We start from the raw sequence: 18,478 nt of genomic DNA on the forward strand, positions 1-18,478 counted from the left end.
GTGACGTGTCCGCGGCCGGTTCGTGTGGCGGGCGCCGGACCCCCGGGTGTCCGATGGGGGTCCGCGCCGTCGATGCCGTGCAGGAGTTGCCATGCCGCGCCGCGCCCCCACCCTGTTCGCCCTCGCCGCGCTGGCCACCGGCGTCGTCACGACCGCCGGCCCGGCCGCCGCCGCGCCCACCACGGAGAAGGTGCCGCTGGCGATCGGCACCGGGGGCGCGGTCGCGACGGTCGACCTCGACGCCACCCGCGTCGGCCTCGAGGTGCTCGCCGACGGCGGCAACGCCGCGGACGCGGCGGTCGCCGCCGCGGCCGCGCTCGGGGTCACCGAGCCGTACTCCGCCGGTGTGGGCGGCGGTGGGTTCTTCCTCTACTACGACGCCGCGACGGGCACCGTGAGCTCGATCGACGGCCGCGAGACCGCCCCGCAGGCGATGGGGCCGGATGCCTTCCTCGCCGCCGACGGCACCCCGCTGCCGCTGCAGGAGGCGGTGCAGAGCGGGCTGTCGGTCGGGACGCCGGGCACCCCGCTGACCTGGGTGCGGGCGCTCGAGCAGTTCGGCACGAGGTCGCTGGCAGACGTCCTGCCGGGCGCGATCCGGCTGGCCGACGAGGGCTTCGTCGTCGACGAGACGTTCCGGCAGCAGACCGCGGACAACGAGGAGAAGTTCCGCCGGTTCGCCGCCACGGCGCAGCTGTTCCTCCCGGACGGCGCCCTGCCCGAGGTCGGCTCGGTGTTCCGCAACCCCGACCTCGCACGGACCTACGAGCTGATGGCCGCCGAGGGCGTCGCGCCGTTCTACACCGGCGAGCTCGCCGCGGAGGTCGTGGCCACGGTCCAGGACCCGCTCGAGGCCCCCGGCGCCGCCGCCGTCCGTCCCGGGCTGCTCGCCGCCGAGGACCTCGCCGGCTACGACGCCCCGCTGCGCGAGCCCACGCTGGTCGGGTACCGCGGGCTCGACGTCTACGGCATGGCGCCGCCGTCCAGCGGTGGCTCGGCCGTGGGCGAGGCGCTGAACGTGCTCGAGACGTTCCCGCTGGGCTCGCTGGCCGACGTCGAGGCGCTGCACCTGTACCTGGAGGCCGCGGCCGTCGCCTTCGCCGACCGCAACGCCTTCGTCGGCGACCCCGCGACCGTCGAGGTGCCGCTGGCCGAGCTGCTGTCCGAGGGCTTCGCGGCCGAGCGGGCGTGCGCGATCGACCCGGCCCGGGCGGCGCCGCGGCCGGTGCCGGCCGGTGCGCCCGACGGCGCGTACGGCCCATGCCCCGCACCTGCGGCGGCGGCCGGCGGCGGCGGAGCGGAGGGCACCTCGACGACGCACCTCACCGTCGCCGACGCGGCGGGCAACGTCGCGAGCTACACGCTGACCATCGAGCAGACCGGCGGCAGCGGCATCACCGTGCCCGGCCGCGGGTTCCTGCTCAACAACGAGCTCACCGACTTCACCTTCGCCCAGGCCGACCCGGCCCGGCCCGAGCCGAACCTGCCCGGCCCCGGCAAGCGACCGCGCAGCAGCATGGCGCCGACCATCGTGCTCGACGGCGGCGACCCGGTGCTAGCACTCGGCTCACCGGGCGGCGCCACCATCATCACGACGGTCCTGCAGACGCTCGTCGAGCGCCTGGACCGCAACGCCGACCTCGCCGACGCGATCGCCGCCCCCCGGGCCAGCTCGCGCAACGGCGCCACGACCGACGCCGAACCGGCCTTCCTCGCGGCGTACGGCGCCGACCTCACCACGCTGGGGCACGCCTTCGCGCCGGTCGCGGAGATCGGTGCAGCCACCGGCATCGAGTTCCTGCCCGGTGGCTTGCTCCTCGCCGCGGCCGAGCCCGAGCGGCGCGGCGGCGGCAGCGCCGGAGTCGTCGACGACGTCCTCGCCGACTGACAACCGGCCGGCGGTACCGGGCCGGCGGCACCGCCGGCCGGACCGGCGGTGCCGCGGACCCTCAGCGTCCGCCGGTGAGGACGCCGGCCGTGGTCACCGCCAGCGGCAGGGACGTGGCGGTTCCCGCGGGGATCGGCACGTCCTCGGGGAGGGCGAAGGGCACCTCCTGCGGGCAGACCGTCCCCTCGGCCGGCAGCGTCACCGTGACCAGGTAGCTGTCTGTCGCGCTGTCGATGCAGGAGGAGTTGCCGCCGTAGGCGGTGTGCCCGTCGCCGTCCATGGTGATCAGCCGGGCGTTGCCGAGCTGCTCCGTCAGCGCCACGGCTTCCGAGTACGGCGTGGCCGGGTCGTGGGTGGTACCGACGACGAGCACGGGTGGGGCCGACGGGTCGGCGACGAAGGGGCCGCCGAAGGCGTCCTCGTCGTGGGCGGGCCAGAGGGCGTACGGGATCTGGCTGTAGGCGCCCAGGAGGTTCCAGAAGTGGGGGAAGGCGACGAAGTCCTCGGCGCCTCGTTGCAGGTACGTCTCGATGTCGGTCGGCCACCGCTGTTCGCTGGCCGAGATCGTGAAGTAGCGGTCGCCCATCGGGTCGGCCGGATCGGTGAGGATGGCGATCAGGGCACGGATGGCGGATCCGTCGCCGTCCTCGGCCTGCGCGAGGGCGAGGGCGAGGATCCCCCACGCCTGCTTGGCGTACAGCAGGGTGAGGGTGACCCCGCGGATGTCGTCAGCGGTCACCGGCGCCGGGTCCTCGGGGAAGCCGGGAGCGGGGATCGGCGTCGCGTTGGCGGTGGCCAGCAGCGCGTCGTAGGCGGCGTGCGGATCGGCCCCGCCGAAACCGGAGCAGGCCACCTGGTCGGCCGCGCAGGCGTCGAGGAAGCGGTCCAGGGCGTCCTCGAAGCCGGCCGCGAGGATGGTGGCGTCGGTCTCGGGGTCGTTGATCCACTTGTCGGGGTCGATGGCGCCGTCCAGGACCATCGCCCGGTACCGATCCGGGAAGAGGCTGGCGTAGGTGGCGCCCAGGAACGTGCCGTACGAGAAGCCGAGGTAGCTCAGCTGCTCCTCGCCGAGGGCGGCGCGCAGGGCGTCCATGTCCCGGGCGACGTTCGCCGTCGACAGGTGCTCGAGGATCTCGCCGTTGTTGGCCAGGCAGGCGTCCACGTACGCCTGCGCCTCCGCGACGAGGGCGTCGACGTCGATCTCCGCGGGGCTCGGCGCCGGCCAGGTGGACGGCGGGGCCGGCTCCGGCGGGACCGGGTCGGGTGGTGTCGGGACGTCCGCCGCCGGAGCGGCGCAGGCCACGGCCGGGCTGCTCTGGCCCACTCCGCGCGGGTCGAACCCGACGATGTCGAAGCGCTGGCTGAGCAACTGGAAGGGTCCGGGACCCAGCATCTGGAAGAACTCGGCGGCCGGGCCGCCCGGGCCGCCGAAGTTGACGAACAGCGTGCCGATCCGGTTGGCCTGGTCGGTGGCCGGCACCCGGGCGACGAAGATGTCGACCTGCGCTCCGCCGGGGTCGTCGTAGTCCATGGGGAGCGGCGCCCGCGCGCACTCGACGCCGGCCGCGGTGCCCTCGGGCGTGGTCCCGCACGGAGCCCAGGCCAACGTGGGGACCGGCGCCTGCTCGACCGCCGTCGCCGGCTCCGGCTGGGCGCTCGCGGCTGCGGGCGTTGCGCCGATCAGCACGGCGACCACGCTGCTGACGACGGCGGTGCGACGGCTCGTCATGGGACACCGGCCTCCTGGCACGACGCGGGCGACGCCGCCCGCCGGGTGTGTCGCGGGAAGTCAACCGGGGTGACAGCACGCTCGTCACCGTTTCCGGGTTGAGGAGTCTGCCAGTTCCGGAACGCGGGCTGCGCGCCGTCACCGTGCGAGTCGTCGCCCTGACCCCCCGCACGGTGACCAGCTCAGGCGGCGCTCGGTCGCCAGCCCAGCGCCGGGCCCAGCCGGGTGGCGATGTCGGTGAGGATCTGCTCGTAGTCCTCGTCGGCGAAGCTGAACGGCAGCGCGAAGACCACCTCGTCGACCGCGCGGAACCCGGCGTGTGCGTACAGCGCCTCGGCGACCTCCTCCGACGTGCCGAGCAGGTCGCGGGCGAACAGCAGCCGGGCCGGCCCCTGCGGGGTCGCCGTTCGCGGGGTGCGCGCCTCGACGTAGGTGGCGTACTTCTGCCGCTGCGCGGCGGTGGCGGTGTCGGTGGGGATGACGACCAGCCCCTGGGAGACCCGGCCCGCCGGGTGGGTGGCCCGGAACTCCGCGACGAGCGAGGCCTGGATCTCGGCGAAGTCCTCGGACTCCTCGGCCTTGACCACGCTGCTGGTCAGGAAGTTCATGCCGTGTTCCCCCGCCCACCGCGCCGAGCCCAGGCTGCCGCCGCCGTACCACGTGCGGCCGCGCAGGCCGGGGGAGTGCGGCTGCACCCGGTCCGACCACTCCTCCACCACGCCCTCGCGGCCGGCGAACGTGCTGGCCGGCTCGCCGCCGAGCAGCCGCAGCAGCCGGGACACCCGCGCGTAGGAGAAGTCCTCGACGTCGGCCGTGTCGGGGTATAGGGCGCCCTTGACGTCGTCCCAGTGCATCGGGAGGCCGACGCTCACCCCGGGGTTGAGCCGGCCGCCGGAGAGGACGTCGACGGTGGCGAGGTCCTCGGCCAGCCGCAGCGGGTTCTCCCAGCCGAGCGGGATCACCGCGGTGCCCAGCTCGATCCGCCGGGTGCGCTGGGTGGCGGCGGCCAGGAGGGCGACGGGGGAGGAGATGCCGTACTGCAGGTGCCGGTTGCGCACCCAGGCGCTGTCGAAGCCCAGCTGCTCGCCGAGCTCGATGACCCGGAGCGTCGTCTCGTGCCCGGGGCGGGGGTCGGTGCCGTCGAAGAGGCCGATGGTGAGGAAGCCGAGCTGCTGCAGGGGAACAGAGGGGTCGGGCATGCGGAGATCATCGCCGACACGGCGAGGGGCCGGGACGGTGCTGCCGTCCCGGCCCCTCGGAGTTCCCGCGGCTACGTCAGAGCGGGCGCCCGGTCCTCGTCGGCGTCGCGCGGCGACTGCCCGTCGAGCGCCTCGGCCGGCGCTCCCGCGGGGGTGTGCTCCCGCCGCAGCTCGGGGTCCTCGACGGCCTCCCCGCGGGCGACCATGCCCGCGACGTCGGACAGCGGGATCTCCTTGAGCAGCAGTGCGAGCACCAGCGCGACCGCGAAGGCCGGCAGCAGGTAGCCGAACACCGGGGCGAGCGCGTCGGCGTAGGAGTCCACGATCGCCGTCCGCAGCGGGTCGCCGGCCGCCTGCACCGCCTGCGGCACGAGGCTGTCGGGCGAGGTGATGCCGGCGGCGACCGCCTGCTCGCCGTTGGCCTGCAGCGCGCCGGTGAGGTTGTCGGCGAGCCGGCTGGTGAAGATCGTCCCGAAGACGGCCACGCCGAGGGTCGCGCCGACCTCGCGGAAGTAGTTGTTGGTCGCGGTCGCCGCACCGAGGTCGGACGCCGGCACGGCGTTCTGGGCCACCAGGACGACGATCTGCATGATCAGGCCCAGGCCGAGGCCGATGGCGAAGAGCATCGCGCCGACCGTCCACAGCGACGTGTCGCCCGAGAGGCTGGTCATCCAGACCATCGCCGCCGCGACGACGAGCACGCCGGCGATCGGGAAGACCTTGTAGCGACCGGTCTTCGTCGTGGCGATGCCCGAGCCGATGACGGTGATGAACAGGCCGGCCATCATCGGCAGCATCAGCAGGCCGGAGTTGGCCGCCGAGGTGCCCGACGCCATCTGCAGGAACGTGGGCATGAACGCGATGGCCGAGAACATGCCCAGCCCGACCGCCGCGCCCAGCGCCGTGGTGACGACGAAGACGCGGTTGCGGAAGAGGCTCATCGGGATGATCGGCTGGGCCGCGCGCAGCTCGACCCGCACGAACAGCACGGCCGACACGACGAAGGCCGCCATGAGGGTCAGCGTCCAGCCGTCGGTCCAGCCGCGGTCGCCACCGAAGTCGGTGAAGAAGATCAGCGACGTGGTCGCGGCCGAGAGCAGCGCGATGCCGGCGTAGTCGATCGGCTCGGTGTTCCTCTTCCGCGGCAGGCGGAGGGCGAACCAGCCGATCAGCAGGGCCGCGACGCCCACCGGGACGTTGATCCAGAAGCACCACTGCCAGCCCAGGCTGGCATGGTCGGTGAGGTAGCCGCCCACGAGCGGGCCGGCCACGGCGGCCAGGCCGAAGACCGCGCCCAGCGGGCCCATGTACTTGCCGCGCTCCTTGGCCGGCACGACGTCGGCGATGATCGCCTGGGAGAGGATCATCAGCCCGCCGCCGCCCAGGCCCTGGACCCCGCGCCAGATGACGAACCAGGTGAAGTCCGGCGACAGGGCCGCCCCCACGCTGGCCGCGGTGAACAGCCCGACCGCCACCAGGAAGAGGGTCCGGCGGCCCCACAGGTCGCCGAACTTGCCATAGATCGGCATGACCAGGGTGCTGGCCAGCAGATAGGCCGTGGTCACCCAGGCCATGTGCGCGACGCCGCCCAGGTCTCCGACGATCGTCGGCATGGCCGTCGAGATGATCGTCTGGTCCAGGCTCGACACGAGCATGCCCGCGATGAGCGCGGAGAAGATCAGGTTGATCCGCCGCCGGGTGAGGACGATGGGTGCCGCGTCGGCGGCGGTCGGGGTGGTCACCGTGCTCCTGTGGGTCGGGACGCCGAGGTGGTCGGCGTCGGGGGGAGGGTCTCGAGGAACGCCGTCCGCGTGGCCTCGAGGTAGTGCTGCAGGGGGGTGCCGTCGTCGGCCTCGAACCAGGCGCGGCACGCCGTCCGCACGAGGGCCTGGGCCGCCGCCGCGAGGGCGGCGCACCCGGCGTCGGGGCGGGGCAGCCCGCGCCGCTCGGCGAGCAGGCCGGCGATCTCCTGCTCGCGGGACGCCTCGCGGGCCAGGTGTGCGGCCAGCAGGCGCGGTTCCCGCTCGGCGAGGGCGATGACCACCTGCAGGCCGGCGCGCCCCACCTCGTCGAACAGCGGCGTCGGGTCCAGGAGGTCGAGGAGGTCGGCGAGCAGGTCACCGCAGGGGCCACCCGCGACGAACGCCGCCCGCGCCCCGGGCGTGCCCACCGGCGGCTCCTGGCCGATGACGGCCAGCTCCTTGGACTCGAAGTAGTTGAAGAAGGTGCGCAGGGAGACCCCGGCCTGGTCGCAGATCTGCTCGACGGTCACGCCGTCGAGCCCGGCGGCCAGGACCAGCTCCCGCGCCGCGGCGGTCAGCCGGCGCCGGGTGTCGGCCTTCTTGCGCTCGCGCAGGCCGGCTTCTGTTTGCACGTCGTGCATCTTTGCGCGGCGTGCAGACGGACGGCGTCTACCGCGGTCGTGTCGTCGGTCACCCGGCGCGCGTGCGCTCGCGGGCGGTGCGGGTACCCGCAGTGCGACGGAGCACGCCCGGACGGAGGAGCAGCGATGACGACGACGCGGGACGACGAGTACCCCGCCGGCGGGCAGCCGGACGACGGCCCCCGCCTCCCGACGACGCCGGCCGAGGCGGTGCCGCCGGACCCGCCGGTCGGGCGCGGGGTGCCCACCCGCGTCGACACCGACGTCCCGGAGGAGGAGACCCCGCGGTCCGGGGGGCCGGTCGACACGTACGACGATCCGGTCCAGCACGACCCGCACAACCAGGATGACCCTAGACTTATATAAGCGATCACTGTAGCCTTGGACCGTGCACGCGTTCGACGTCCTCGGAGACCCGGTCCGACGCCGGATCCTGGAGCTGCTGGCCGACGGCGAGCAGCCCGCCGGGGCGATCGGGGCCGTCGTCCAGGGGGAGTTCGGCATCACGCAACCAGGGGTGTCCCAGCACCTGCGCGTCCTCCGCGAGAACGGGTTCGCGCGGGTCCGCGCCGAGGGTGCTCGCCGGCTCTACGCCGTCGAGCCCGCCGCGCTGCAGGACGTCGACCGCTGGCTGGACCGGTTCCGCGGCGCCTGGGACCAGCACCTCGACGCGCTGGCGACCGAGCTGGCCCGCGGCGAACGCGCACGACGCCGGAGGGCGATCCCGCCCCCGGACAGCGGCCGGGCGGCCGGGACGGAGGACGACAGGTGAGGGACATCCTGCTCGAGGTGGCCGCGGCGGCGCGGTCGGTGAGCCGGCGCGCCGCCGAGGGGGGCGAGGAGGTCGCCGTCACGGTGCGGCGCACCTACCCGGCGTCCGTCGAGGACGTGTGGAACGCCCTCACCGACCCCGAGCGGCTGGGCCGGTGGTTCGCCCCGGTCAGTGGCGACCTGCGGGCCGGCGGCACGTTCCAGGTGGAGGGCAACGCCGGCGGCGAGATCCGGCGCTGCGAGCCGCCGAGCCGGCTCACCGTGACCTGGGGCGGCGAGGTCAGCGTCGTCGACGTCCGGCTGACCGGCGACGCAGGAGGAACGACGTTCTCCCTGGAGCACACCGTGCCGCTGGAGATCGCCGGCAGCGGGGCGGGCGGGCTGTACGTGGGCCCCGGCTGGGACGCCGCCGTCCTCGGCCTGGCCGGCTTCCTGGCCGGCGAGGTCGTCGACGACCCCGTGGCCTGGGAGAACGCGCCGGAGATGCAGCACTACCACGAGCGCAGCATCGACGCCTGGGTCGAGGTCGTCGCGGCGAGCGGCACCGCCACCGCCGAGGAGGTCGCCGTGGCCACCGAGGTCGCCCGTGCCCAGTTCACCCCCGACCTGGTGGCCGGACCGACCGAGCCGTCCGCCGGGTAGCCGGGCCGGAGGTCACCCCGCCGGGGACGCTGCGCCCTCGGTGAGGTGGGCGTCGACGGCCGCCTTGTCGACGCCCAGTCCGGCCAGCACCCCGGTGCCGTCCTCGGCCTCCAGCACGGCGAGCAGGAGGTGCCCGCCGCCGATCGCGTCGTCCCCCCGGCGCAACGCCTCCTGGAAGGTGAGCTCGAGCGCCTGCTGCGCGTGCGGGTCGAAGGGGATGAGGTCGGGCACCACGCCGGCCGCCGGCGGCAGCGTCGCGGTCGCGGTCCTGCGGACGGCGTCGAGCGCGACGCCCTGCGCCGCGAGGGCGCGGGCCGCCTCGCCCTCGGGGTCGTGGACCAGCGCCAGCACCAGGTGCGGCACGCCGATGGTCGCGCTGCGCGCGGTGCGGGCCTGCTCCTGGGTGCCGACGACGACGGCGCGCGCCTCGTCGGTGAACCGGCTGAAGCCCTGACTGGGGTCCAGCGGCGGCGCGTCGCCCTTCGCCGCCCCCGCCTTCGCGACGAAGCGCTTCTGGGCGGCCTGCTTGGTGACGCCCATGCTGCGGCCGATGTCCGACCAGGAGGCGCCGGTCCGCCGGGCCTGGTCGACGAAGTGCCCGATGAGCGAGTCGGCCACCTCCCCGAGGTGCTCGGCGAGGAGGACCGCGCCGGCCAGCTGGTCGAGCGGGGCCTCGTGGGTGCGGGTGACGGCGTGGATGAGGTCGTCGAGCCGGACGGGAGTGGGGGGCTGCGCGTCGGTCATGTCGTCAACCGTAGGTTGACGACCGCCGCATCGTCAACCGCGCGTTGACGACGGCCGCGTCGTAGGTTGGTCCGACCCCACGCCCCGACCTCTGGACCGATGCGGTGACCGCCGACCTGCCCCTGCCCGCCGACCCGGGACACCCGGCGTGATCGGCCGCCGGCCGCGGCGGGTGCTCGTGCTCGGTGGCGCCCGGTCGGGCAAGTCGCGCTTCGCGGAGCAGCGGCTGCACCGGGTGCGCGGCGTCGAGTACGTCGCCTGCGGGGCCGTGCCGGACGGGAGCGACGCCGAGTGGACCGATCGCGTCGGGCTGCACCGCGCCCGCCGTCCGGCGTCCTGGCGGACCGTGGAGACCGTGGACCTGGCGGCGGTGCTCGGCCGCCCAGGCCCGCCGGTGCTGGTCGACTGCCTGACCACCTGGCTGGCCCGCACGATGGACGACTGCGGCATCTGGACCGGTGCCCCGGACGCCGACGCCCGGCTCGCCGCCGCGGTGGACGCGCTCGTCGACGCCTGGGCCGGCACCCGGCGGCGGGTCACGGCGGTCAGCAACGAGGTCGGCGGCGGGATCGTGCCGGCGACGGCGTCCGGACGGCGGTTCCGCGACGAGATGGGGACGCTCAACGCCCGGATCGCCGCGCGGGCCGACCGGGTCTGGCTGCTGACCGCCGGCATCCCGCAGCGGCTGAGGTGACCGCGCAAAGCCGGTTGACGCGCGCGGGAGCCTGACGGCGTGCCGGTCGGGATCCGCGAGCTCACCGAGGCCGACGTCGAGGCGGTCGTGGCCCTGTCCCTGCGCGCGTGGGCCCCCGTCTTCGCCTCCTTCGAGGCCGTGCTCGGGGCGGCGGTCTACCGGCACCTGTACCCGGACTGGACGACGAGCCAGGCGCGCGCGGTCGAGCAGGTCTGCCGGGACGGGGCGCTCCTCGTCCGGGTGGCCGTCGACGAGGCCGACCGGCCGATCGGCTTCGTGGCGGTGGCCCTGCACGACGAGACGCACGACGAGCCGTGCAGCGGGGAGATCGAGATGGTCGCCGTGGATCCCGCGCAGCAGCGCCGGGGGACCGGGGCCGCCCTGGTCGAGCACGCGCTGGCCGAGATGCGGCAGGCCGGCGTCCGACTGGCGGTGGTGGCCACCGGCGGCGACCCCGGCCACGCCCCGGCACGGGCGGCGTACGAGCGGGCCGGGTTCACCGGGCTGCCGCTGGTCCGCTACTACCGGGCGCTGTGACCGTGCCGGTCACCCCTCCCGCAGCCGCTCGGCGAGGGACTCGAGGCCGCCGCGGATCATCGCGCCGCAACCGTCGGCGGGCAGTGCCGCGGCGGCCGCCAGGCCGAGCTCGAGCTGCCGCCGGGCGGCCGGGAGGTCCCCGAGCCTGCGGTGGTCCTCCCCGAGGTCGAGGTGCAGCGAGGGGGAGAAGGGGCCGTCAACGCCAGCGGTCGTCGTCGGGGACCACGTGGACCGCCGCCTCCTCGGCCGAGGCCGCTCCGCCGTCGATGCCCCGGTCGTGGGCGAAGAGCTCGGCGTCGGTGTCGAGGCGGACGCCGTCGTCCTCCTCGGCCAGCCGGCCGGCGCGGGCGTCCCCGACCTCCTCGTCGATCAGCTCGCCGTCGGTGTCGGACGCGTCGCCCAGGCCGTCGCCGTCCTCCACCGTCCGGTCGGGGAGTTCCCGGGCGAGCCGGCCGGTGAGGCTCTCGCCGCGCTCCTCCTCGTCGCCCGTGGTGCCCCAGTCGGTCGAGGCCCAGGGCCGCTCGGCCGGCGACCAGCCCTCGTCGAGCGGGTCGACGCCGCGGTCGTCCAGGGTGTCCGCCGGGTCGAGGACGCCGGAGTCGTTCTCGCCATCGAGGTCGTCGGGGCTGCCCCAGGGGTCCACGCGCCGCCTCCCGTCGTCGCAACCGGGTGATGAGGGCAGCCTGCCCCTGGTGGCGGTGCCGGCACCACCCGCTGCGACGCCGGTGGCGCGACGGACCGCTCAGGGCGTGATCGGCTCCGCCAGCAGCGCGCCCGCGGCACCGGCGTCGCCCGCCACGGCGAGGCGGGGGTCGGCGAGGGTGGTCCGCCGCCACAGCAGCAGCGCGACGGCGAGCTCGGGGCCGGCGACCTCGGCGACGACCGGACCGGACCCCAGCGTCCACCCGGCCGTGGGCGTGGTGAGCCGGACCGCCGTCGCCGGGGGCGCCATCCGGCCGAGCCGCACCTGGCGGGGCTGCATCGTGTCGAGCACCTCGGCGATGCAGTCGGCCGCCACTGCCGGGTCGGCGTCCACCGGTCCGCCGGCCGCCCCGGCCAGGTCCAGCCGGTGGACCAGGGTCTCGTGCAGCTGCCGGCGCCGCCACCAGCCGGCCTCGCCGGCGCCGGTCAGCGTGGGGCAGGGCCGCCGCGGGTCGTCGAGGGCCGCGCGCAGCTCGGCGGCCGCGTCCGGGTAGCCCTCCACCGTCTGCGCCGCCAGGAAGGGCCCGTCGTCGGGGACGCCGGCCTCCGGCGCCGACCGGGCGGTGGCCGCGGCCCACCGGTGCACCGCGCCGAGGTGCCGCACGAGGTCGGCGACGGTCCAGGGCGCGCAGGCGCGGACCGGGGCGGCGGGGTCCGCGGCCGCCGCCAGGCGGGCGAACACGGCCTGTTCGGCCGCAAGCGCGGCGAGGTGGTCGAGTGCGGCGGTCATGGCGCGAGGATGCCCGAGACCGGTCACCGGCCGCCGGAGACGTCCACGAAGGTCCCGGTGACGTAGGAGGCCCCGGGCGAGAGCAGCCACGCCACGGCCTCGGCCACCTCCTCGGGGTGCCCACCGCGGCGCATGGGGACCGTCGGGGCCAGCCGGTCGACCCGGTCCGGCTGCCCGCCGGAGGCGTGGATGTCGGTGTGGATCAGCCCCGGCCGGACCGAGTTGACCCGGATGCCGTCGGCGGCCACCTCCTTGGCCAGGCCGACGGTCAGCGCGTCGACGGCCGCCTTGGCCGCGGCGTAGTCGACGTACTCCTCGGCTCCGCCCAGGACCGCCGCGCGGGAGGACACGTTGACGATCGCGCCGCCGTCCCCGCCGTACCGGGGCGACATGGCCCGCACCGCCGAGCGCGCGCACAGGAACGAGCCCAGCGTGTTGACCGCGAGGGTGTGCTCGATGCGGTCGGCGTCCAGCTCCTCGACGCGGGACCGGCGGCCCAGCGCGCCGGCGTTGTTCACCAGGCCCGTGACCGGGCCGCGCTCGGCGGCCGCAGCGAACAGCGCGGCCACCTCGGCCTCGCGCGACACGTCGGCGCGGACGGCGGCCGCCCGGACGCCGGCCTCCCGGCAGGCCGCCGCCACGCGCTCGGCCGGCTCCTGCTGGGCGGTCCAGGAGAGGACCACGTCCCACCCGTCCCGCGCCAGGCGCAGGCTCGTCGCCGCTCCGATCCCCCGGCCGCCGCCGGTCACGACGCACACACCCCGGCTCACCCGTCACCTCCGGTCGGCCCCCGCGGCCCGCGCCCGTGTGACGCCGCGCCCGGGGACCCGCGCAGATGGTGTCAGGGGTGCGGGCGCCGGCCACCCGGTGGCAGCTGGACGCGGATCACCGTCTCGCCCGGTCGCAGCTCGATCGCGATGTCCCCGTGGTGCCCATCGACGATGCGGCAGGCCATGTGCAGGCCGAGGCCCGTGCCCTCACCGACCTCCTTCGTCGTGAAGAAGGGGTCGAAGGCGTGCTGCTGCGTCTCGGGCGACATCCCGGTGCCGGTGTCGCCGACCTCGACCACGACGCCACCGCGGTCCGCGCGGGTGGACAGCCGGAGCGTCCCGCCGTCGGGCATCGCGTCGAGCGCGTTGTGGACCAGGTTGGTCCACAACTGGTTGAGCTCGGCCGCGGCCGCCTCGATCCGGGGCGCGGCGGGGTCGTAGTCGCGGACGACGGTCACGGTCCCGGGGATCCGGTAGGCGAGCATCACCACGGTGCTGTCCAGCCCCTCGGCGACGTCGGTCTGCTGCGTCGACGCCCGGTCGAGCTGGGCGTAGGACTTGACCGCCGCCACCAGGTCGGAGATGCGGCGGGTCGACTCCCGGGCCTCGCGCAGCAACCCCGACGCGGACAGCGTCGTGGCCACCCACCGCAGGGCCGGCTCCAGCGCGGCGCCGCCGGTCGCGCCGGCCACCCGGTCGCACCAGGCGGGGTCGGCGCCGGCACCGGCCAGCACGTCGGCCGTCTCCGCGGTCTGGTCGATCCCGTGGCGGTCCAGCCAGTCGGCGAGGGCGTCCTCGCGGTCGGCCAGGAGGACCGGGCCGACCGCCGGGGCGTCCGGCTGCAACTCGCGGCGCAGCTCGTCGAGGGCGGCGAACTGGGCGGCGGTCAGCGAGCCGGAGGCCAGCCAGCCGACCGAGGTCAGCGCCGCCGCGCAGACGGCGCCCAGCTCGTCGACGGCCCGCGCCGCCGCGGCCGCCGGGTTGTTGATCTCGTGGGCGAACCCGGCCGCGAGGGTGCCGAGCGCGACCAGCGACTCCCGCTGCCGGGCTGCCGCCTCGAAGGTGCGCGCGGTCCGGGAGATCCCCTCGATGATGTGCACGCCGAACGGGAACCAGGTGGTCGCCCAGTCGCGCAGGGCCGGCGCGGGGACGCGGAAGACGCGGCCGGCCACGCACCCGCGGGCCGTCGCCAGGTACACCCCGTGCTCGTCCCAGGCGCGGAAGCCGCCGGCCCACCGGCCGGGCACGTCCATCGTCGCGAGCAGCGTCTCCTCGCGCCCGACGTGGCGCACCAGGTCGATCCCGCCGTCGACGAGGAGCCACCAGGCGTCCGCGGGCCGGCCCGCGGTGAACAGCTCCTCCCCGGGTGCGAACCGCACCGTCGTCCCCGCCCCCACGAGGGCTCGGAGCTGGTCCTCGCCCATGCCCCCGAAGAGCGGCAGCGGGCGCAGGTCGTCTGCGCCGATCACGTCGTCGTGGACGGTCACTGGGGTCATCGGCGAGGCCTCCCGACGCACGCACCGCGGCCGCGGTGACGGGGCCGCACCGGGCACTGCTGCTGCCCGGTGCGGCACCCTACCGCCGCAGGGCCGCCGGCAAGCCGTCGAGCCCGGGCAGCTGGTAGCTCCAGAAGGCGTCGACCAGCGCGCGGGCGTGCTCACGGTCGCGGGCGGTCCGCAGGATGTGCGCCAGCACGCGACGGGTGTTGTCGAAGACCAGCTCGAGGATCTCCCGCTGCACCGGGGCCGGCGGGGTGTCCAGGGACGCTCGGCGTGCGCGGCGAGGCGCCGCACGAACGCCTCGGGGCAGCCCGCGACGGCGGTGCCCTCGGCCCGGTCGAGCAGGACGACGACGGCCAGGCGGTGGTCGAGCCAGAAGTCCAGCAGCTGCGCGGCGGCCGCCGTCCGGTCCGCCGTCCCTCGGTGAGCGCCGCGACCCGGGTGTCCAGCAGCCGGTCGTGGCAGCCCCCGGCCCGGCGAGCAGCTCCTCGACGGCGAACGGCGCGCCGGCCAGCGGACCGTCCCCGGCCGGGCCGGGCTGCGGGTCGGCCACGGCGGCGACGGCGTTGAGCGCCCGGAAGGCGTCGATGAGCGCGGTCGCCGTCTCGGCCAGGTCCTCGGCGGTGACCTCTCCGGCACGGACCCACCGGGCCATCTCGACGGCGTCCCACTCGCGGTAGTCCTCGTACGCGGTCAGCACGACGTCAGTAGTGAACGCTGCGTTCGCTCCTGCCCCACCCCCTTGGGGCGGAGCGCGACCACCCGCCTGGGGGTGTGGCGGGGCCGGGGCCGGCGGCATCCTCCTCGTGACCGGCGTCACCCGACCGGGTGAACCGGCCACGCACCCCGCTCCGAGAGCCGCGCCCGTGAGAGGCAGGGACCCCGATGACCCTGGCAGTGCGCACGTCCCCCCGGCCGGCCGCAGGCCCCGGTGACGCCGTCGACCGCATCGTCGCCGCCGTCGCCTCGGACCCGGCGCCCCTGCGGGCGAGCGTCCTCGGCGAGCCGGCTCGGGAGCTGGTCGGGCAGATCCGCCGGGTGTCGGTGGACCACGAGCTCGCGACCGTGCTGTCCCTCCGGGCCGAGCGCCTCGCCAACCCGGCCGTCGCCGCGATGCTCCGCGAGCGCGCCACGGCCCGGCGGCACCGGGCGGAGCGGATCCGGGCCGACCTCGCCGCGCGGGGCGTCGTGGTGCACCGGCCGGCGTGGTCGGAATAGCGCAGACCCCGGCCGAGGGCGTACCGCTGGGCGGCGGCCGGACCACCGCCGGCGTCGTCCGGATCGGGTCCGCCGTGCACCGCCCGGCGCGACCGTGGACAGCGGCGGTCCACGCGGTGCTGCGGCACCTGGAGGCGGCCGGGTTCGAGGGCGCCCCGCGCGTGCTCGGCGTCGACGCGCAGGGCCGGGAGGTGCTCAGCTTCCTCGAGGGCGAGACCGTCGGCGAGCGCAGGCCGTGGCCCTCGTGGGTGCACGCCGACACCGCCCTGGCCGACGTCGGCGCCTGGCTGCGGCGGCTGCACGACGTGACGGCGCGGTTCGTGCCCCCGGAGGGGGCGACCTGGTTCTCCGGCCGGCCGTGGCGGCCGGGGCTGGTCATCGGGCACCACGACGCCGCGCCCTACAATGCGGTCTGGCGGACCGGCCACGTGATCGGCTTCGTCGACTGGGACACGGCGAGCCCGTCCTCGCCCGAACTGGACCTCGCCTACGCGGCGCTGCAGTGGGTACCGCTGCTGGCCGCGGGGTCGGCCTGGCCGCACGCCGCCACCCCCGTGCCGGACGCGTCGCGGCGCCTGCACCTGCTGCTGGACGCCTACGGCTTCGACGGCGACCGGAGAGCGTTCGGGGCGGTCGTGGCCGAGCGGGCGCGGATCAACGCCGCCGTCGTCCGGCGGCTGGCCGACGGCGGGGACCCGGCCTACGCGGCGATCCGCCGGCAGGCCGACGACCTGGAGCGGTCCGCCGTCGAGGTCGAGGCCCGGCCCGCGTCGTTCTGGCAGCGCCCGGCGCCCCCCGAGCGCTGAGCTGTCCCGGACTCCCCGCGCGGGCGTCCGCTCAGCGGAGGGCGAGCCCGCCGCCCTCGGCGCGGCTGTCGGGGTCGATCCCCAGCTCGCGGAGCAGTTCGGCGTCCCGCACCGTGTCGACGTCGACGTCGAGGACCTCCTCGGCGCGGCGGGCCTCATCGGTGCGGCCCTTGGCGCGCAGCACCTGGACGACGTGCGACCTGTCGATGCTCACGGGTCAGACCGGCTGCGGCCCGCTGGGCGGTGGGGCGCTGGGGTCGGTGGGGCTCGGCTGCGGGAACGGCGCGGGCTCGGGCGGCGGGGTGGGGTCGACCGGCGACGGGGACGGCGACGGCGGCTGGGGACCCGGAGGCGGTGTCGTCATGGACCGACGCTAGCCCCGGACCGCAGCCCCCGGCCGGTCCGGTTCACGGGGTCGCGTCGCCGTCCGCCGCGGGATCGCAGGCCGGCGAAGGCAGGCCGGGGAAGTCGCTGAGCGCCGCCATCGCCACGTCGAGGTCGGGCGGGCCGAGCACGATCGTCACGTGGACGACGTCGCCGGGTTCGGCGATGTCGCCCGCGCCGAGGGCGTCGGCGAGGAGCCGCGCGGACTCCTCCTCGCCGGCCGGGTGCGTGATGCCCGACGGGACGGCGTCGGCGTTCGTCGTGACGCTGCCGACGACGACCCCCGGAGCGGCCAGGTGGGCGGCTGCCGCCTCCGCGAGCGCCGGGTCCCCGGTGGTGTTGAGGACGTCGACGACCACGGGCTCGACGGCGGGGCAGGCCTCCTCCGGCGGGGCGGGGGGCTCCGCCGGCGCCGGTTCCGCCGCGGGGGCCGGGGGCTCCGCGGGAGCCGGAGTGTCGGCCGGAGCCGGCTCCGCTGCTGGGGTCGGCTCCTCCACAGGGGCCGGGGTCTCGGCCGTCGGCTCGGTCGGGGCCGGGGTCTCGGCCGTCGGCTCGGTCGGGGCCGGGGTCTCGGCCGTCGGCTCGGTCGGGGCCGGGGTCTCGGCCGTCGGCTCGGTCGGGGCCGGGGTCTCGGCCGTCGGCTCGGTCGGGGCCGGGGTCTCGGCCGTCGGCTCGGTCGGGGTCGGCGTCTCGGCCGGCGACTCCGTGGGGGTCGGCTCCGCTGCCGGGGTCGGCGTCTCGGCCGGCGACTCCGTGGGGGTCGGCTCCGCTGTCGGGGTCGGCGTCTCGGCCGGCGGCTCGGTGGGGAGGGGCTCGGGAGCGGTGGGCTGCTCCGCCGCCGGGACCTCGGGGTCCTCCGCCGGCGTCCCGGTGGCGGCCGGCTCGTCGGCGGCGGGCGGTGCCTCGTCCGCGGCCGAGGGCTCGGCGACGGCCGGCGTCTCGGCGGAGGCGAGGATCTCGGGCTCGTCCGGCGATGTGGGCTCCGCCGGCGCCGCCGGCGGCTCCGGGGCGGGGCCGGGTTCGGGTGCCGGGACTGGTTCGGGTGCCGGCGCGGGGATCGGGTCGGGTGCCGGGGCCGGCTCGGGGAGCGGGGCCGGCTCCGGGGCGGCCAGGATCGCCGGCGGTGGCGCCGGGGCGGCCGGTGGGATCGACGGGGGTCCGGCCGGGACCGGCGTCGGAAGGGTCGGGACCGGGCCGCCGGCGTACACGGCCGCCAACTGCAGCACGGTCGCCACGTAGCTGGCGGAGTGGTTGTAGGCGAACACCGCCCGCGCCTGCCCGGCGATGGTGCGGAGGTCGCCGCCGGCGGCGCACAGGTAGGCGGCCGAGGCCGCGGCGGCGTCGTAGATGTCGAACGGGTCGCGCCGGCCGTCCCCGTCGCCGTCCTCGGCGTACCGGGCCCAGGTGGACGGGATGAACTGCATCGGGCCCACGGCCCGGTCGTGGACGGCGTCCCCGTCGAGGCGCCCGCCGTCGGTGTCCACGATGCGGGCCGTCCCGGCGCCGGTGAGCGCGATGCCGACGATCGGCGGGTCCGACAGCCCGTCGGTGCGGAGCACCGCACCGGCGAACCGCCCGTGGTTGGACTCCACCCGGCCGATGGCGGCGAGCAGCGGCCAGCTGAGGTGGCAGGACGCCGGGGCGGCGGCGGCCGCACGGGTGTAGGCGTCCAGCGCGGTCGCGGGGATCCCGCGGCCGGCCAGTGCGGACACCGGCCCCGCGGCCGGCCGGGGCGGGACGTCGCGCAGGGACGGCGCGGGCTCGGCGGCCGGCGCAGCGGCC

The 18,478-nt window shown here is 76.4% G+C and carries 20 protein-coding genes; 8 read left to right on the forward strand and 12 right to left on the reverse strand.

All coding sequences use genetic code 11. The features are described from left to right. Positions 1-91 precede the first annotated feature (91 nt). Positions 92-1,888 carry a gamma-glutamyltransferase gene (ggt, locus tag MY520_RS19110; RefSeq protein ID WP_436694147.1) on the forward strand — a complete coding sequence of 599 codons (1,797 nt, stop codon included), beginning with the start codon at positions 92-94 and terminating at the stop codon, positions 1,886-1,888. Between the two features lie 61 nt (positions 1,889-1,949). On the opposite strand, the gene MY520_RS19115 is transcribed toward ggt, so the two are convergent. From MY520_RS19115 to MY520_RS19130, 4 genes are all read right to left on the reverse strand, one after another. Beyond that, on the reverse strand, positions 1,950-3,617 hold the full coding sequence (locus MY520_RS19115; protein ID WP_436694148.1) for an alpha/beta hydrolase: 1,668 nt from the start codon (positions 3,615-3,617) through the stop codon (positions 1,950-1,952). Between the two features lie 182 nt (positions 3,618-3,799). Continuing rightward, a complete protein-coding gene (locus MY520_RS19120; RefSeq protein WP_436694149.1) occupies positions 3,800-4,816 on the reverse strand; it encodes an LLM class flavin-dependent oxidoreductase in 1,017 nt (338 codons plus the stop codon). A gap of 71 nt (positions 4,817-4,887) precedes the next feature. Next, entirely contained in the window at positions 4,888-6,558 is a 1,671-nt protein-coding gene (locus tag MY520_RS19125) for an MDR family MFS transporter (RefSeq protein WP_436694150.1), read from the reverse strand. After that, positions 6,555-7,190, reverse strand: a complete 636-nt coding sequence (locus MY520_RS19130; protein ID WP_436694151.1) for a TetR/AcrR family transcriptional regulator — start codon at positions 7,188-7,190, stop codon at positions 6,555-6,557. Before MY520_RS19130 ends, MY520_RS19125 begins: the two co-directional genes overlap by 4 nt. Before the next feature lie 135 nt (positions 7,191-7,325). Here MY520_RS19130 and MY520_RS19135 point away from each other — a divergent pair, with 135 nt between their 5' ends. Genes MY520_RS19135 through MY520_RS19145 form a run of 3 tightly spaced genes read left to right on the forward strand, consistent with a single transcriptional unit; the run spans position 7,326 to position 8,612 of the window. Further along, on the forward strand, positions 7,326-7,565 hold the full coding sequence (locus MY520_RS19135; RefSeq protein ID WP_436694152.1) for a hypothetical protein: 240 nt from the start codon (positions 7,326-7,328) through the stop codon (positions 7,563-7,565). A 22-nt stretch (positions 7,566-7,587) separates the two neighbouring features. Next, complete coding sequence (locus MY520_RS19140; protein WP_436694153.1) at positions 7,588-7,971, forward strand: ArsR/SmtB family transcription factor; 384 nt, start codon at positions 7,588-7,590, stop codon at positions 7,969-7,971. After that, on the forward strand, positions 7,968-8,612 hold the full coding sequence (locus MY520_RS19145) for an SRPBCC family protein (RefSeq protein ID WP_436694154.1): 645 nt from the start codon (positions 7,968-7,970) through the stop codon (positions 8,610-8,612). The genes MY520_RS19140 and MY520_RS19145 overlap by 4 nt, the downstream gene beginning before the upstream one ends. Positions 8,613-8,624: 12 nt before the next feature. On the opposite strand, the gene MY520_RS19150 is transcribed toward MY520_RS19145, so the two are convergent. Next, entirely contained in the window at positions 8,625-9,356 is a 732-nt protein-coding gene (locus MY520_RS19150) for a Clp protease N-terminal domain-containing protein (RefSeq protein ID WP_436694155.1), read from the reverse strand. Positions 9,357-9,504: 148 nt separating this feature from the next. Here MY520_RS19150 and MY520_RS19155 point away from each other — a divergent pair, with 148 nt between their 5' ends. Together MY520_RS19155 and MY520_RS19160 are read left to right on the forward strand one after the other, a co-directional pair. Continuing rightward, positions 9,505-10,050 carry a bifunctional adenosylcobinamide kinase/adenosylcobinamide-phosphate guanylyltransferase gene (locus MY520_RS19155; protein ID WP_436694156.1) on the forward strand — a complete coding sequence of 182 codons (546 nt, stop codon included), beginning with the start codon at positions 9,505-9,507 and terminating at the stop codon, positions 10,048-10,050. 39 nt (positions 10,051-10,089) lie between these two features. After that, a complete protein-coding gene (locus MY520_RS19160; protein ID WP_436694157.1) occupies positions 10,090-10,587 on the forward strand; it encodes a GNAT family N-acetyltransferase in 498 nt (165 codons plus the stop codon). Positions 10,588-10,783: 196 nt separating this feature from the next. Here MY520_RS19160 and MY520_RS19165 read toward each other — a convergent pair whose 3' ends face one another. The 5 genes from MY520_RS19165 to MY520_RS19185 all read right to left on the reverse strand — a co-directional run bounded on the left by MY520_RS19165 (position 10,784) and on the right by MY520_RS19185 (position 14,988). Further along, a complete protein-coding gene (locus tag MY520_RS19165) occupies positions 10,784-11,230 on the reverse strand; it encodes a DUF5709 domain-containing protein (protein WP_436694158.1) in 447 nt (148 codons plus the stop codon). A 99-nt stretch (positions 11,231-11,329) separates the two neighbouring features. Beyond that, positions 11,330-12,019, reverse strand: coding sequence for a maleylpyruvate isomerase family mycothiol-dependent enzyme (locus MY520_RS19170; RefSeq protein ID WP_436694159.1), 690 nt, complete (start codon positions 12,017-12,019; stop codon positions 11,330-11,332). A 23-nt stretch (positions 12,020-12,042) separates the two neighbouring features. Further along, the gene (locus tag MY520_RS19175) at positions 12,043-12,789 is read right to left on the reverse strand and encodes an SDR family oxidoreductase (protein ID WP_436694160.1); all 747 of its coding nucleotides are present in this window, start codon (positions 12,787-12,789) and stop codon (positions 12,043-12,045) included. 71 nt (positions 12,790-12,860) lie between these two features. Beyond that, positions 12,861-14,285: a sensor histidine kinase gene (locus MY520_RS19180; RefSeq protein ID WP_436694161.1), complete on the reverse strand. Its 1,425-nt coding sequence runs from the start codon at positions 14,283-14,285 to the stop codon at positions 12,861-12,863. 79 nt (positions 14,286-14,364) lie between these two features. Next, positions 14,365-14,988 carry a hypothetical protein gene (locus tag MY520_RS19185; protein WP_436694162.1) on the reverse strand — a complete coding sequence of 208 codons (624 nt, stop codon included), beginning with the start codon at positions 14,986-14,988 and terminating at the stop codon, positions 14,365-14,367. A gap of 185 nt (positions 14,989-15,173) precedes the next feature. On the opposite strand from MY520_RS19185, the gene MY520_RS19190 reads away from it, so the two are divergent. Continuing rightward, on the forward strand, positions 15,174-15,506 hold the full coding sequence (locus MY520_RS19190) for a hypothetical protein (RefSeq protein WP_436694163.1): 333 nt from the start codon (positions 15,174-15,176) through the stop codon (positions 15,504-15,506). Next, on the forward strand, positions 15,494-16,312 hold the full coding sequence (locus tag MY520_RS19195) for a phosphotransferase (protein ID WP_436694164.1): 819 nt from the start codon (positions 15,494-15,496) through the stop codon (positions 16,310-16,312). The genes MY520_RS19190 and MY520_RS19195 overlap by 13 nt, the downstream gene beginning before the upstream one ends. A 31-nt stretch (positions 16,313-16,343) precedes the next feature. Here MY520_RS19195 and MY520_RS19200 read toward each other — a convergent pair whose 3' ends face one another. Together MY520_RS19200 and MY520_RS19205 are read right to left on the reverse strand one after the other, a co-directional pair. After that, the gene (locus MY520_RS19200; RefSeq protein WP_436694165.1) at positions 16,344-16,526 is read right to left on the reverse strand and encodes a hypothetical protein; all 183 of its coding nucleotides are present in this window, start codon (positions 16,524-16,526) and stop codon (positions 16,344-16,346) included. A 193-nt stretch (positions 16,527-16,719) separates the two neighbouring features. After that, on the reverse strand, positions 16,720-18,478 hold a 1,759-nt coding region (locus MY520_RS19205), incomplete at its 5' end, for a lytic murein transglycosylase (RefSeq protein WP_436694166.1).

Origin of the sequence: Geodermatophilus sp. CPCC 205506 (assembly GCF_051383635.1) — a bacterium.
Lineage (GTDB): Bacteria > Actinomycetota > Actinomycetes > Mycobacteriales > Geodermatophilaceae > Geodermatophilus.